Annotated in this window: 13 protein-coding genes; 6 read left to right on the forward strand and 7 right to left on the reverse strand. The window is 58.0% G+C overall.

The features are described 5' to 3' along the window. Positions 1-7 precede the first annotated feature (7 nt). A complete protein-coding gene (cls, locus tag ACR1XY_RS00345) occupies positions 8-1,420 on the forward strand; it encodes a cardiolipin synthase (protein ID WP_480588992.1) in 1,413 nt (470 codons plus the stop codon). Here cls and ACR1XY_RS00350 read toward each other — a convergent pair. After that, a complete protein-coding gene (locus ACR1XY_RS00350) occupies positions 1,417-1,851 on the reverse strand; it encodes an ion channel (RefSeq protein ID WP_480588994.1) in 435 nt (144 codons plus the stop codon). The genes cls and ACR1XY_RS00350 overlap by 4 nt on opposite strands. Positions 1,852-2,009: 158 nt before the next feature. On the opposite strand from ACR1XY_RS00350, the gene ACR1XY_RS00355 reads away from it, so the two are divergent. The 3 genes from ACR1XY_RS00355 to ACR1XY_RS00365 are packed head-to-tail and all read left to right on the forward strand — an operon-like array spanning position 2,010 to position 6,098. Then, on the forward strand, positions 2,010-2,657 hold the full coding sequence (locus tag ACR1XY_RS00355; RefSeq protein ID WP_480588996.1) for an ABC transporter ATP-binding protein: 648 nt from the start codon (positions 2,010-2,012) through the stop codon (positions 2,655-2,657). Then, positions 2,654-5,068, forward strand: coding sequence for an FtsX-like permease family protein (locus tag ACR1XY_RS00360; protein ID WP_480588998.1), 2,415 nt, complete (start codon positions 2,654-2,656; stop codon positions 5,066-5,068). Before ACR1XY_RS00355 ends, ACR1XY_RS00360 begins: the two co-directional genes overlap by 4 nt. Next, on the forward strand, positions 5,058-6,098 hold the full coding sequence (locus ACR1XY_RS00365; protein ID WP_480589000.1) for a lipocalin-like domain-containing protein: 1,041 nt from the start codon (positions 5,058-5,060) through the stop codon (positions 6,096-6,098). Before ACR1XY_RS00360 ends, ACR1XY_RS00365 begins: the two co-directional genes overlap by 11 nt. Before the next feature lie 2 nt (positions 6,099-6,100). Here the strand turns inward: ACR1XY_RS00365 and ACR1XY_RS00370 are convergent, their stop codons facing one another. From ACR1XY_RS00370 to ACR1XY_RS00380, 3 genes are all read right to left on the reverse strand, one after another. Continuing rightward, positions 6,101-6,532 carry a universal stress protein gene (locus ACR1XY_RS00370; RefSeq protein WP_480589002.1) on the reverse strand — a complete coding sequence of 144 codons (432 nt, stop codon included), beginning with the start codon at positions 6,530-6,532 and terminating at the stop codon, positions 6,101-6,103. Beyond that, a complete protein-coding gene (locus tag ACR1XY_RS00375; protein WP_480589004.1) occupies positions 6,529-9,138 on the reverse strand; it encodes a TRAP transporter permease in 2,610 nt (869 codons plus the stop codon). Before ACR1XY_RS00375 ends, ACR1XY_RS00370 begins: the two co-directional genes overlap by 4 nt. Positions 9,139-9,240: 102 nt before the next feature. Beyond that, a complete protein-coding gene (locus ACR1XY_RS00380) occupies positions 9,241-10,209 on the reverse strand; it encodes a TAXI family TRAP transporter solute-binding subunit (protein ID WP_480589006.1) in 969 nt (322 codons plus the stop codon). A gap of 402 nt (positions 10,210-10,611) precedes the next feature. Between ACR1XY_RS00380 and ACR1XY_RS00385 the strand changes: the two genes are divergently transcribed. Beyond that, positions 10,612-12,105, forward strand: coding sequence for a BCCT family transporter (locus ACR1XY_RS00385; RefSeq protein ID WP_480589008.1), 1,494 nt, complete (start codon positions 10,612-10,614; stop codon positions 12,103-12,105). A gap of 289 nt (positions 12,106-12,394) precedes the next feature. Further along, positions 12,395-13,615 carry a tyrosine-type recombinase/integrase gene (locus ACR1XY_RS00390; RefSeq protein WP_480589496.1) on the forward strand — a complete coding sequence of 407 codons (1,221 nt, stop codon included), beginning with the start codon at positions 12,395-12,397 and terminating at the stop codon, positions 13,613-13,615. 4 nt (positions 13,616-13,619) lie between these two features. Here ACR1XY_RS00390 and ACR1XY_RS00395 read toward each other — a convergent pair whose 3' ends face one another. From ACR1XY_RS00395 to ACR1XY_RS00405, 3 genes are all read right to left on the reverse strand, one after another. Continuing rightward, positions 13,620-13,910 carry a hypothetical protein gene (locus ACR1XY_RS00395; protein ID WP_480589010.1) on the reverse strand — a complete coding sequence of 97 codons (291 nt, stop codon included), beginning with the start codon at positions 13,908-13,910 and terminating at the stop codon, positions 13,620-13,622. Positions 13,911-14,042: 132 nt separating this feature from the next. After that, a complete protein-coding gene (locus ACR1XY_RS00400; RefSeq protein ID WP_480589012.1) occupies positions 14,043-14,588 on the reverse strand; it encodes a hypothetical protein in 546 nt (181 codons plus the stop codon). A gap of 24 nt (positions 14,589-14,612) precedes the next feature. After that, positions 14,613-14,786, reverse strand: a complete 174-nt coding sequence (locus tag ACR1XY_RS00405; RefSeq protein WP_480589014.1) for a hypothetical protein — start codon at positions 14,784-14,786, stop codon at positions 14,613-14,615. Positions 14,787-14,864: the final 78 nt, after the last annotated feature.

A 14,864-nucleotide genomic window follows, 5' to 3' on the forward strand; every position in this document is an offset into this window, starting at 1 on the left:
TAACCCCATGTGGACACTGCTTGTTTCCGCGTTCGTCTTCTTTCTGTATGTGACGGCCGCGGTGTTTTCGATACGGGCGGCCCAGACCGCTCGCACGCCCCAGGGGGCCGTCGGGTGGGTGGTCCTTTTGATCTCGGCCCCGTTTGTCGGTGTGCCGCTATATCTGTTTCTGGGGCACCACCGGTTCCGCGGTTATCGGATCGCTCGCAAGCACAGCGAAAGGGTCGTCGAAGGCATCAAAACATTTGCGGATTTCTCGAAACCAGATCCAGCCTCGATGCCGATCAACCCCCGCCCTTTCGAGGCGTTGGCACATCTGCCGGTCTCGCGCGGAAACGGGGCCGAATTGCTGATTGACGGGCAAGCGACGTTCGACGCGATATTCAAGGAAATCGATGCTGCGCTGAATTATATCCTGATCCAGTTCTACATCGTCCGTGATGACGCACTGGGTAAACAGCTCAAAGACAAGCTGATCGCCGCCACCAAACGCGGCGTGTCAGTTCGGTTCATGACGGATGCTGTGGGCAGCTATGGCTTACCAACCGCCTATCTGGACGAGCTGCGCGCAGCCGGAATCGAGATCGCCAATCCGCGAGACCGTCGAGGGCCGCAATACCGTTTTCAACTGAATTACCGCAATCATCGCAAAACCGTGATCATCGATGGTGAGACCGGTTTTACCGGCGGTCACAATGTGGGTGTGGAATATCTGGGCCAAAACGCGCATTTCGGTCATTGGCGCGACACGCATATCAGGATGACCGGCCATATCGTCCGGCAGCTGCAGTTGATTTTCACTGAAGACTGGCACTGGGCCCATGAAGAAGATCTGATCGAACAACTGGACTGGGCCGGATCAGAATCCGATCAGGACATGAATGCCCTGATCGTCGCTACCGGCCCCGGCGACGAAACGGAAACCGGCGCGATGATGTTCTTTGCCGCCATCACCGAAGCGAAAGAAAGACTGTGGATCGCCTCTCCTTATTTCGTGCCCGATATTGACATCATAACTGCCCTTCAACACGCCGCCCTGCGCGGTGTGGATGTGCGCATTCTGGTGCCTGACGTCATCGACCACCGCCTGCCCTGGCTGGCCGCCTTCGCCTATTTTGACGAGGTCAGGGAGTGCGGCGCGCGCGTGTTCCGCTACACCGACGGTTTCATGCACCAGAAGGTCTTTGTGGTCGACGACACGCTGGCCGCCGTTGGAACCACCAATCTGGACAACCGCTCTTTCCGCCTGAATTTCGAAGCGATGGCCCTGTTCTTTGATCCACGAGCGGCGCAGGCTGTGGACAAGATGCTGCAGGCTGATTTCGAAAAAAGCTATGAATTGACCAAGAAACTTCCCGAACAACCGGCCTATATCCGGTTTGGGTCGCCTCTCGCCCGGCTGTTCGCGCCGATCCTCTAGGACATCAGTTCCTCTTTGAAGACTTGCGTCATCAGCGCCACCATAAAGGCAGTAGACAACCCGAACGCCAGCAGACCGGTCACCGACGCGAACGCTCCAAATATGCGCAACGGCTCCCCAAGAACGATGTCGCCGTAGCCCAGCGTAGTGAACGTCACCAATGAGAAGTACAAGGCCGAGTTCCAGTCAGGCAGAACATCCCCCAGCATCCAGACGATTGCCCAAAGCCAGACCTGAAACGTGTGAATGGCAACGATAAAGACGAGGGCTATGCAGATAGGCGCCGCGATAGAAAAGAACTTCTTACTGTTTTCCAACCTTAGCGACATGACGCGAACCACCTGTGTGCACCACGTAAGAAGGATGATCTCGATCAGAAAACAGATGCCCAGATATATGCTGCCCCAAAGGATTTGCTGCGTTAACGTCATCAATTCGCTTATCATGTTCCGGCCCGAAGAAGTTCCACCACAATGGCGACTTAACCGGAAAAGGACAAGGCTGCGGCGAATGGAAACGAATGCGGCTGGACGCTGGACTCTGCCGGTCAGCGGCGCACATTGTTGCGTGCACAGTCCGAGGTTTTTGCATGCTGCTGACGATCGACAAGGTCCAGAAATCCTATCCGGGTGGACGCCCCGTTTTGCGGGACGTGTCGCTGACCCTCGACCAGGGGCAGACGCTGGCCTTGACCGGAGAAAGCGGTAGCGGCAAAAGCACGCTGCTCAACCTCGCGGCAGCTCTGGACAGCTTCGACGGCGGAGAGATCACGCTGGACGGAACCGCCCTGTCACCACTTGATGACGCCGGACGCGCCGCGTTGCGTCGGCAAAGCGTTTCGCTGGTGTTTCAGCAGTTCAACCTGATACCCTCGCTGACGGTTGCGCAGAACCTGTCATTCCACGCCAGGCTGGCGGATCGCGAGGATGACGCCTGGACCACGCAGCTGGCCAAGCGGTTAGGCCTGTCCGACTTGCTGACGCGTTTTCCCGAGAGCTTGTCCGGCGGGCAGCAACAGCGCGTCGCCATCGGCCGCGCCATGGCCGCGCGACCAAAACTTCTGTTGGCGGACGAGCCCACGGGAAATCTGGACGAAACCGCCAGCTCCACTGTGCTGGACCTGATGTTGTCGCTGGTCGCCGATACCGGCGCTGCCCTGCTGTTGGTCACTCATTCGCAGGATATCGCCGGACGGCTGGACAGACACGCGCATCTGGCCGGTGGCCACATCACATGACCGGCGCGGTGATACAGGCCCTGCTGTCGCATTGGCGGCGCCACAAGCTGCAAACGGCCACCTTGCTGATCGGAATTGCGTTGGCCACGGGGCTGTGGTCCGCCGTTCAGGCGATCAACGCCGAGGCGCGCGACAGCTATCAGCGCGCCAACGACCAGCTTGCGCTGGGCCTGCATGACGAGTTGCGCGACCCCTCCGGTCTGATCCCGATTGCGCGCTATGTCGCGCTACGCCGCGCCGGGTGGCAGGTCGCAGCGGTTCTGGAGGGGCCATTGCGTCTGAATGGACGCACGGTACAGGTGATGGGTGTCGACATGGTGGCCTATCCAGCCCTGCCCGCTGTGACGCAGATCGAACAGTCGGAAACGCCCCCGGAACCGGCCGACATTCTGACCGCACCTGGCCGATTACTGGCATCCCCCGAACTGGCCGATGTGCTGAGTAAGCATGACAATCTTCCGTCGATCCTGCAAACGGATGCAGTCCCGCCCGACCTGATCCTCACCGATATTGGCGTGGCCGAGAAGCTGCTGGAGAAACCCGGCCAGATTTCCCGGCTTCTGGTGTTGCCCGATCAGCCGCGCGACACGCCTCCGCTGTCGGATATCGCACCCGAACTGGAACGCATTGAGGCTTCGGCCCGGCTGGACGCAGCCCAGTTGACGGACAGTTTTCACCTGAACCTGACGGCTTTCGGCCTGTTGTCCTTTGCTGTCGGGTTATTCATCGTCCACGGCACCGTCGGTCTGGCCTTTGCCCAGCGGCGAGCGATGATCCGAACCTTGCGGGCACTGGGTGTTTCGATGCGGCGGCTGGTCTGGATGATCATGGCGGAACTGGCCCTCCTGGCCCTGATTGGCGGCCTGTTGGGATTGATCCTTGGCTTCTTTCTGGCCGGCGCCTTGCTGCCCGACGTCGCTGCCACCTTGCGCGGGCTGTACGGAGCGCCCGTTGACGGGCAAATGACCCTGCAGCCGCAATGGGTTCTGGCCGGTCTGGCGATGGCCTTGGCGGGCACGCTACTGGCCAGTGGTCAGGCCCTGTTTCGACTGTCACGTATGCCCTTACTGACCGGGGCTGGCCTGCAGGCATGGCGAGGCTCAACAAGCGTGCACCGCACCACCGGGCTGCTCGGGTTGATCCTGATCAGCGGTGGCTTTGCCACCGGATATACGATCGACGGATTGATCGCAGGGTTTGCCATGGTGGGTGGTATCCTGACTGGCGCCGCACTGATCCTGCCATCCCTGCTGTCACTTGCCCTGTCGGTATTCCAACGCAACGCCCGAGCTCCTGTTGCACAATGGGCCTGGGCCGACATGCGTGCGCAATTGCCGGGACTGTCGCTGGCCCTGATGGCGCTGCTGCTGGCCTTGGCGGCGAATGTCGGCGTTGGCACCATGGTATCCAGCTTTCGGTTGACCTTCACCGGTTGGCTGGATCAGCGCCTGACCTCCGAACTTTACATTACCGCCACCGACAATCAGCAAGGCCAACAGATCGCACAGTGGCTAGAACCGCAGGTGGACGCGGTACTTCCAATCCGCAGCATTGAGCTGACGCATGAAACGGGGCCGCTCTTTCTGTATGGGATTGTGGACCACCAGACCTACCGCGAGCATTGGCCGATCATCGCATCCTCGGACGGCGTGTGGGATCGCCTTCATGCGGGTGATGCCGTCCTGGTCAACGAACAACTCGCCCGGCGTGCGAACCTGTGGCCCGGAGACGCGCTGACCCTCCGACAGGGGCATTCGCTGCCAATTGCGGGCGTCTATTCGGATTACGGAAATCCTACCGGTCAAGCCATCGTGTCGATGTTTCAGCTGGACCGGATCGCGCCGGGGGCTGACACACGCCGGTTCGGTATCCGTATTGCACCAGAGCGCGCCACAGAGATGGCACAAGCCCTGAGAGATCAGTTCGACCTACCACGCCAAGCCGTCGTGCAGCAGGCGGCGATGAAAGCGCAATCGCTGACGATCTTTGACAAGACCTTTGTCGTGACATCGGCGTTGAACGTTCTGACTCTAGGCGTTGCCGGGTTTGCCATCCTGACCAGCCTGCTGACCTTGTGGACCCAACGCCTGCCGCAAGTTGCGCCGGTCTGGGCGCTGGGTCTGACACGGTTGCAATTGGCACGGCTAGAGTTGTTGCGCAGCGTGCTGCTGTCTGCTCTGACAGCGGTTCTGGCCCTGCCGCTGGGTCTGGTACTGGCTTGGGCCCTGTTGGCGGTGATCAACGTACAAGCATTTGGCTGGCGGCTGCCGATGTATCTTTTCCCGGCTGACTGGGCCTATCTATTCGCTCTGACCCTGCTGGCCGCCTTTGTCGCGGCCGCCTTACCCGCGCTGCGTTTGCTTCGCCTGCCGCCTGCCGATTTGTTGAGGGTTTTTGCCAATGAACGTTAAAGCCTGGCTCTTTGTTCTGTTCCTGTTGCCCCCTGCTGCTTTACGCGCGCAAGGCTATGCCGGGTTGGGTGGTTCGGCCGAAGGGTTCGACATACCGCAACCCAGCTATCAATTCCAATTCCCCCACGATCACGGCCCGCATCCCAGCTTTCGGATCGAATGGTGGTACCTGACCGCAAACCTGACCGGCGAGGACGGGCGCGACTACGGTATTCAATGGACCCTGTTCCGATCAGCCCTGAAACCGTTTGAGGCGGATGGGTGGCAGAGCCCGCAACTGTGGATGGGCCACGCCGCCGTCACGACGCCTGAAACGCACTATTTCGCCGAACGCTTGTCGCGCGGTGGGATTGGTCAGGCCGGGGTGACCTCTGACCCGTTCGAGGCCTGGATCGACGAATGGCATATGCGCGGAGCAAACCCCAGCGCGGTAACCCTTTCGGCCAGCGGCGCCGAGTTTGCCTATGACCTGTCGCTGAACGCCCACGGCCCATTTGTGTTTCACGGAGACGCCGGATACTCGATCAAGTCCGCCGATGGGCAAGCCAGCTACTATTACTCGCAACCCTTTTATACGGTCGAGGGCGTGCTGCACCTGCCCGAGGGTGATGTGGCGGTCACCGGTCAGGGCTGGCTGGACCGCGAGTGGTCCTCACAACCACTGGCCGCGGATCAGAGCGGCTGGGACTGGTTTTCGCTCAGCTTTGACGACGGAGACAAGCTGATGGCCTTCCGCCTGCGCGGCGGACGCGGCGATTTCACAGCGGCTACGTGGATCGCGCCGGACGGAACCACCATGCCCCTTCCGGACGGGTCCGTATCCTTCACCCCACTGGACACCGCCCGAGTGGCGGGACGGGGCGTGCCCGTTCAATGGCGCGTAACCCTGCCGGACCGCGACTTGGACGTCGAGGTTTCCGCCATCACCCCCGATGCCTGGATGGGTACAAGCTTCGAGTACTGGGAAGGCCCCGTCACGGTATCCGGCAGCCATCAAGGCCGCGGATACCTTGAGATGACGGGGTACTGACCCTAGCGCACGACGTAGACCGAAACAGTCGAGTGGCGTACAACCCGCGCCGCGTTCGGCCCCAACAGGTAGTCTTTGAGGTCCGGTTTGTGTGCACCAATAACGATCAGATCGCTGCCAGCGCTTTCGGCAGTTTTCAGAATCTCCTGATAGGCCGTGCCGGTGGCGACGACATGGCGGATCTTGGCGTTCCGCTCATCCCCAAGGGCTGAAATGCACAACTCAGACAGTTTAGCCTGCGCCTCTTCCAACGCCTTTTCGTGAAAGTCGGCCTGAAAGAAACCGGAAACCCAGCTTTCGCCGAAATCGGGCAGAACGGTCACCACATCCAGTTGTGCGTTGTGCTGATCGGCCAATACTGCCGCTGTCTTCAGCACATTCACGTCAAGGTCGCCGTTGCTGATATCGACGGCGCAGAGAACAGAGTTTGTCATGCGGGCACCTCTTGTCTGACGGCACGGCCACGTTGCAGGAAGGCGATGAGACCCAGCAGGATCAGCGCAGGGATATACATCAGTTGCTTCGGAGGTTGGCTGGACGGCAGACTGATCGAAGTCAGACGCACCGCTTCATCGCCGTAATAGTCGAACATGTCCAACTCATCCGCTACGGGCGTGCCGAACATCGGTTCCTCCAGCTTGATCAGACCGTCCTCTTCCAACAGTATCAGCCCCATGGCATCGACCCGGGATTCACCGCCTTCTTCGTTGCCGACCGAAACAACGACTGTCGTGTCTGTCATCTCAAGCGTGTCGAAATCCGGGCCGCTGACCACCATTCGCACCTCGGTCCCCGGGGGGGTTTGTCCGATGGTTTCCACAAAGGCGGCTGGCTCGACCGACGTATAAGGCGGCGCGATGCGGTCCATGAAATAGTCGGGTCTGAACAAGGCGAAAGCCACGGCGATCAGTGCGATGCTTTCATAGATACGGCTGTGGGTCAGGAAGTACCCCATTGTCCCCGCCGTGAAGACAAGGATCGCTATTGTTGCAAATATCGCAACTATGATCCCTTCAACCCAGGTCACATCAATCAACAATAGGTCCGTGTTGAAGATGAACACAAACGGCAGTGCAACGGTGCGAAGGCTGTAGAAGAACGCGGTGAATCCGGTCTTGATCGCGTCGCCCCCCGACACAGCGGCGGCTGCAAAACTAGCCAAACCTACTGGGGGCGTCACGTCTGCCATAATCCCGAAATAGAACACGAACAGGTGCACGGCGATCAGAGGAACGATCAGACCGCTCTGCGCGCCCAGTTCGACAACCACACCGGCCATAAGCGAGCTAACCACGATATAGTTCGCAGTGGTCGGCAGGCCCATGCCAAGGATCAGGCTGAGCAAGCCAACCATGACCAACATCAGGATCAGGTTACCGCCTGAAAGGAACTCGACCAAATCGGCCATCACCTGCCCGACCCCGGTCAGGGTCACGGTACCCACGATGACACCAGCCGTGGCCGTGGCCAGAGCGATCCCGATCATGTTGCGCGCACCATCGATCAGGCCCTGCCACAGATCAGCGACACCGTCGATGAAGTTGTCTTTTAGATTGCTTTGTCCACGGAACAGCGCCTTGAGCGGCTTTTGCGTCAGCAGGATCACGAACAGCAGCGCCGTCGCCCAGAATGCCGACAGCCCCGGCGATTTCTGTTCGATCATCAGGAAGTAGACCAGAACGATGATCGGCAGCAGATAGTGAAGACCTGCTTTGTAGATCTCAGCGATTACCGGTAGTTCCACCTCTTTGGCATTCGGATCGTCGGGCTCCAGATCTGGCACCTGCGCGGCCAGGTACAGCAACACGACGTAGACCGCACAGACGATCAGGCTCAGGATCAGACCTGCAGAGGATGGGGCCCAACTGGTAACCGCTTCGACCGGGAACTGCGAGCCATAGCAGAGGCCAGCGAACACGAGGAAGAAGGACAGCATCCCAACGACCGTGCGCGCCAGATGCACCTCGCGATTGCCCAGCGTGGGCATGTTCCGCTTCACCGCCTCAAGGTGCACGATGTAGACCAGCGCGATGTAGGAAATCGCGGCGGGCAGGAAGGCGTGAGTGATCACCTCAACGTAAGAGATGCCCACATATTCGACCATCAGGAAGGCCGCAGCGCCCATCACCGGCGGCATGATTTGACCATTCACGGATGAGGCAACCTCGACCGAACCCGCTTGCTCGCTTGAGAAGCCCACACGTTTCATCAAAGGGATGGTGAATGTGCCGGTGGTCACGACGTTGGCAATCGACGAGCCCGAGATCAGACCAGTCGCAGCCGAACCAACAACAGCCGCCTTGGCCGGACCACCGCGCAGGTGGCCAAGCGCACCAAAGGCCATCTTGATAAAGTAGTTCCCTGCCCCGGCCTTATCCAGCAAAGCGCCGAACAGCACGAACAGGAACACGAATTTTGTAGAAACACCAAGCGCGATACCGAATACGCCCTCGGACGTGATCCACATATGACTCATCGCCTTCTTCAGGCTCGCGCCTTTCCAGCGGATTACTTCGGGCACCCATTCGGAAGAGCCAAAGAACACATAAGCCAGAAAAATCGTTGCGATAATGGCCATTGCCGGGCCTAGCGCGCGGCGCGCGGCCTCAAACAGTAGCAGCAGACCTACCAGAGCCACCCATTTATCCGTATCGTCGGCAAGTCCCCCTGCGTCGACGATCTTTTCGTAGAAGAAGTATCCGTACAGAGCCAGAAACGCGCCGACGATCCCCATGATCCAGTCCTGGACCGGAATGTAGTCACGTGGGCTGGATTTCAGCGCCGGATAGGCCGCAAAGGCCAGAAACATCGCAAAGGCCAGGTGGAACTGCCGCGCATTGTTCACCACACTGCCCGGCAACACATAGTTGGCGATAGGTGAGGCCAAAAGCACCTGAAAGATCGACCAGATCGCGGCCACAATGGCCAGAAAAACCCCGACGTTACCGACTGGATTTCGCCCACCCGCATCGGACGAGGCTACAAGTTCCTGCAGCTCTTCTTCGGATAGCGGGCGATTGGATTGTGTGTCGGAACTCATGGAAATGTCTCCCCGTCGCGGCCATTTTTGGCCTTCTGAACCACCCGATTTGTTCGGGTTTGGGTCGCAGGGCGCCGTTTGGCACCCTGCTTCAAGCCTGGCTTACTGAATCCAGCCTTTTTCTCTGTAGTACTTCTCAGCACCCGGATGCAGCGGAGCCGACAGGCCGTCTGCGATCATTTCTTCGGGCTTGAGGTTGGCAAATGCCGGGTGCAGCTTTTTGAAGTCGTCGAAGTTTTCGAAGACCGAACTGACAACCGCATAAACCGCGTCTTCCGACACGTCAGCCGAGGTCACGAAGGTCGCGCCGACACCAAAGGTTGCGGTATCACCATCCGAACCGCGGTACATGCCGCCGGGGATGGTCGCAGTACGGTAGAACGAGTTGTCGTCGACCAGCTTGTTCACCGCGTCACCGCTCACGTTCACCAGAACCGAGTCACACGCTGTGGTGGCTTCCTGGATCGAACCCGAGGGGTGACCGACGGTGTAGACCATCGCGTCAATCTGGTTGTCGCACAGCGCCGCGGACTGTTCAGCCGCTTTCAGCTCGGTCGCCAGCTCGAAATCGTCGGTGGTCCAACCCAGTTCGCCTAGCAAAACCTCCATAGTGCCGCGCTGACCGGAACCGGGGTTACCGATGTTGACGCGCTTGCCCTTCAGGTCTTCAAAGTTGGCGATACCGGAATCCGCACGGGCGACAACGGTGAACGGCTCAGGGTGTACCGAGAACACGGCGCGCAGACCTTCGAACGGGCCAGCCTCTTCGAATTTCGAGCTGCCGTTATAGGCGTGGTACTGCCAGTCGGACTGCGCCACACCGAATTCTAGTTCGCCTTCGCGAATGGTGTTGATGTTGTAGACCGAACCACCGGTTGACTCGACCGAGCAACGTACGCCGTGTTCCTTGCGGCCCTTATTGACCAGACGGCAGATCGCGCCACCGGTCGGGTAATACACACCGGTCACGCCGCCGGTGCCGATGGTGATGAATTCTTCCGCAAATGCTGCCGGAGCCATAAGGGCCGCAGTGACGACCGCGCCGAGGCTGAGCTTGCTGCTGTTTTTCATTTTTGAGAACTCCCAATTCTTATGGTGTATGGGAGATCGCCCGGCGATCCCCCCTCCAGGGACCCCGCCGGTTAAGGCAAGCGCCAGCATGTTGCAACAGGTGCAAGCGCCTGAATTTTCAAAATCTCCCAACATCTTCGACGTTTCATTCAGACACTCAACTTGTCAACCCCCGCGCGTGGCCCAACCGCCCCAAGCTGCATATCTGAGGGGTTTTTCCAAAGTTTCCCCCCACCAACCGGCTTGAAGGCGTGAAAAGTCCTCCCACAGGCGCAATCACCGCCAGATATTATTCTTTTGAATGTCGCGAACCGTGCCTCTAGTCTTCGTGCAGCCTTGGTACATCTCTGTAACCGCACGGCAATAAAGGAATTTGTTCCGACACCGAAAGAAGGACCGCGGATGAAGCGCCCCTCGCCCAGCCCCTTGCTTGTCATCGCCCTTGTCATCAGCGCGGCTATTGCGGTCTGGGGTATCGCCGACCCACAAGGATTGGGACGTCTCGCATCAGAAGCGGTGGCAACACAGTTCAACAGCCGTGGCTGGTTCATCATGCTCGAGGTCAGCGGCCTGCTCTTTGTGGCGCTGTATCTTGCCCTGTCGCGGTTCGGCGACATTCGCCTTGGCCCGGACGGTACCGAGCCTGAATTCTCGACCCCGGCCTGGATCGCCATGCTGTTTGCGGCCGGAATGGGGGTCGGGCTTCTGTTCTACGGCGCGGCTGAACCACTGACCCATTTCGAAGTTTTGCGACAGTACAACCCCGACCCCGAAGCCGCAAGTTATGCGCTGTTCGTGACCTATCTGAACTGGGGCTTTCACGCTTGGGCGATCTACGCGATCGTCGGGCTGGTCATTGCCTATTTCGCCTATCGTCGACACCGCACCTTGCTGCTGAGCGCGCCCCTGACCGATGCACTGGGTGAGGCGCACTGGGTCAAGGCGATGGGGTGGATGTTCGATCTGCTGTCGATTGTCGCGATTGCCGTCGGTTTGGCGGGATCGATGGCGATGGGCGTGTTTCAGATACAGACCGGATTGGCGGGTCTGATCGGCGTCGAAACACCCGGAAGGCTGACACTCCCTGTTTTTGCCGCGCTCTGTGTCGCGTTCATCATCCCCTTGCGGCGGGACCTTGGTGAGGGGATGTCCCTGCTGTCCAATGCCGCCATGCTGATTGCCGTCGGGATGATGGTTTATCTGCTGGTCCTCGGCCCGACTTCATTTCTGATGAACGATATCGTTGCCGGGTTCGGGCGTTACGTGTTCAAGGTCCTGCCTGCGGGATTTTCAACAGCAGAGTTCTTTGACGACACCATCGTCGACTGGTTTCACGGCTGGACCCTGAACTACATGATCTGGTGGCTGGCCTGGTCCCCCTTTGTGGGCATCTTCATCGCGCGCATTTCACGTGGGCGCACCATCCGAGAGTTCCTGATCGGCGTCATTGTCGCCCCCACCCTGTTCTCGATTCTGTGGTTCGGCATCTTTGGCGGGTTGGGTTTTTTCGATGCGTTGCGGCAGGACGGTGCCTTATCCGCCGTCAATGCCGAAAATCTGGACGCGACAACCTTTGCCCTTCTTGCCAAGTTCCCATTCAGCGGCCTGACGCAGACAGCAACAATCCTGGCGGCCTTCCTGTTCGTAGTCACCAGCGTCGTCAGCGCCGGGTTCACTCTGGCGATGATTGGCACCGGCGGCGGCGACAATCCATCGCCGGGCGTCCGTACGGTCTGGGGGTTGATTCTGGGCGCATTGGGGCTTGCCATGATATTGGTGGGGGATATTTCCCTGGTCCGGTCGATCATCGCACTGTCGGCCATGGCCTTCGTGTTTATCGTTCCGATCCTTGTGATCTGCCTCTTCAAAAGCCTGACGCGTGAGGAACGAAGATGACTGGTCAATTCATCGACACACTACTGAACCTAACAGTTTTCGCCTATATCGGGTTTCTGATCTGGCTGAGTATGCGACGCGATCCGTGAACACACCGCGTGTTCTCGTCATTAATCTGAGGTGGTGCCCAAGGAGGGATCAGAAGTTTCCTTTCTGGGCCTTGCATTGCCAGTCACCCTTCCCTTTAAAATCAACCCTATAACGAAACGGCGATTCCACAGCCTGTCAGACCCGGTCAGGAAATGGCAGGCAAATTGTGGGGCCAGATGTGGGGCTGAGTGTGGGGCTGATGGCAAGAGGCACGAATAAACTATCTGCATTGCAAGTTAAGAATTCAGACAAGGCAACATTGCAGGACGGTGGCGGCTTGATGATAGACAAGCGCAGCAAGGATTCTGGAAAGTGGGTTTTCCGCTATTCGTTTGCGGGTAGAAGGCGGGATATGGGATTGGGTCCTTGGCCCGAGGTCTCCCTATCGGACGCGCGAAAGATGCGTGACGAATGGAGGCTGGAAATAAACAAAGGCAATGATCCGATTTCAGAACGCGACAAGCGCCTGCAAGAAACCAAGGACTCGCTGGACAAGGAAGACCCGACATTTGAGAGCATGGCTGAAATCACATTCGATGCAATCAAGTCGGACTTGAGAGGTGATGGGGATCGCGGAAAGTGGAAGTCACCTCTGCGCGTCCACATATTCCCCAAGTTTGGAAAGACCCGGATATCAAAGGTGCGACCGATCGATGTTCGCGATGCGATGTCACCCATCTGGCGGGCAAAACCAGAAACTGCCCGCAAGGCGTTCACCAGAACACGTAAAGTATTCGACAAGGCCGCCCGTATGGAGTTTGAGGTTTACCCAAACCTGATGGACATCGCAGAGGAAATGCTCGGCAGTGCCCCAATCAGGAACAATACACCCACCAAGGCCACATCCTGGCAGGACCTTCCAAAGCTGTACGAAAGGCTGCGCTGGGATTTGATGTCACATCTCGCATTGCGCTTCACGATCCTGACAGTGGTGAGGACTGACGCCATCCGGGGCGCCAGGTTTTCCGAGATCGAAGGCGATGTTTGGACGGTCCCCGAGGATCGAGTAAAGGGGCGAGAAGGTAAGGTTGAGGAATTCCGCGTACCACTGTCGAGTGAAGCCCTGAAAGTGGTGGAGCATTGCCGGGAGTTCAGCCGGTCAGACCTCTTGTTTCCCTCTCCCCACGGAAACGGAAAAAAGCCGTTGTCAGAGAACGCGATGCTGAACGCTCTTAATGAGTTGGATGAACCGGGGCGGCCGCATGGGTTCAGAGCAAGTTTCAAGACTTGGTCAGAGGATACCAAGATTGTCGACTGGGATGTTTCGGAGGTCACATTGGGACATGTGATTAAGACAAGTACCCAGCGCGCCTATGGACGATCCGATCTATTGGATCACCGTAGAGTCGGAATGCAGAAATGGTCGGACCACGTCACCGGCTCAGAAGCCAAGGTAGTTGCTATCCGAGGTGCGAGTTAGGCGGTCAGTATCTCACCGAATCCACCTCGGGCCATCCCGGCAGATTTTCAGGCGCCGGCACATTGTGGCGCTCAAGCCATTCCTTAATCGCTGCCCAATGATCCTGTGGCTTGGCGGTGTATCTGCGGGAATGCAGATCCGCGACGGTAATCTCAAGCTGACGCCACCACTGGATCTTGAGCTTGAGCCCGTGCACTTTTGCCCAGGCGCGCAATGCGGTCTGCCAGTCACCGAGCGGGCGGGCTTCAAGTTCTTTGTGCAGATCAAACGGGATTCGGTTGGGCCATGTCGTCATGCGCGAGATATGGGGGAGTCGGAGGGAAGCAGCAAGCCCACTAAAACGCGAAAAGGCCCGACCCCATCGGGCCGGGCATAATGGATATGTCAGAAAGTATACGTTGGCGAATTGCACCGACGATCTTGCACTTTACTCTGGCCAAATCCATGGTTTCAGATCGCCATTTTCACGAATGTAAATTTCGCCTTCCCCAATCATACTAACTGCACCACTTTCGACCGCATCCATGACCGCTTGGTTAATGATGGATTGAAGCTCACCGTCATCACCTTTTGCCAAGCCAATGACTTTTCCTGAACCGCTTTGCACTGGTAGGAGGTCGAAAGCAGCGAGTCCAGGCGGGTAGTAAAAACCACCGGACGCTGCCCGAATTTCGGTAGTAAAACTGGTTTCCATGTTCGCGACAGCTTTGGACACCGCGAAATCTATGTGTTCTTTCAATTGTGCTGTCGTGTCTTCAAGCTTCTTATCCAGTTGGCTAAACATCCATGCCCCATATCCGGCGGCAAGGCCAAGGACGACTACAGATCCAGCAACAACATGCCAGGCAGTCAGATAGTACTTTGCGTGGGTTTCGATTTGCGTAAGCCGCCGATCGAGACTTTGCTCGAATGTTGTAGAAGATTCGGGGGATTGAGGGCTGGGTTTGGGCGCGTTGCTATCTTCTTGGCTCATATCAAATCTCGCAATCAAAACGATTTACGAGGCGATTATCCACGCTAACAACGAGATTGCAACGACGCCGGACAGAATAGCATAAAACTGACCCACAGTTAACCTGCGAGCATAAAGTTTTTCTATTCGTTCCAGACGCTTAAGTATCTCAATCTGTGCTTCGGATAGAGGCACTTCATTCATCATGTTCTGTTTCATGTCGGCCACCTCTGAATACAATATAGCACGCGAACAGGGCACTTTTTAGGCAATTAGTTTCAATTATAACTATCGAGA

It is taken from the genome of Ruegeria sp. AD11(2025), from assembly GCF_056542405.1.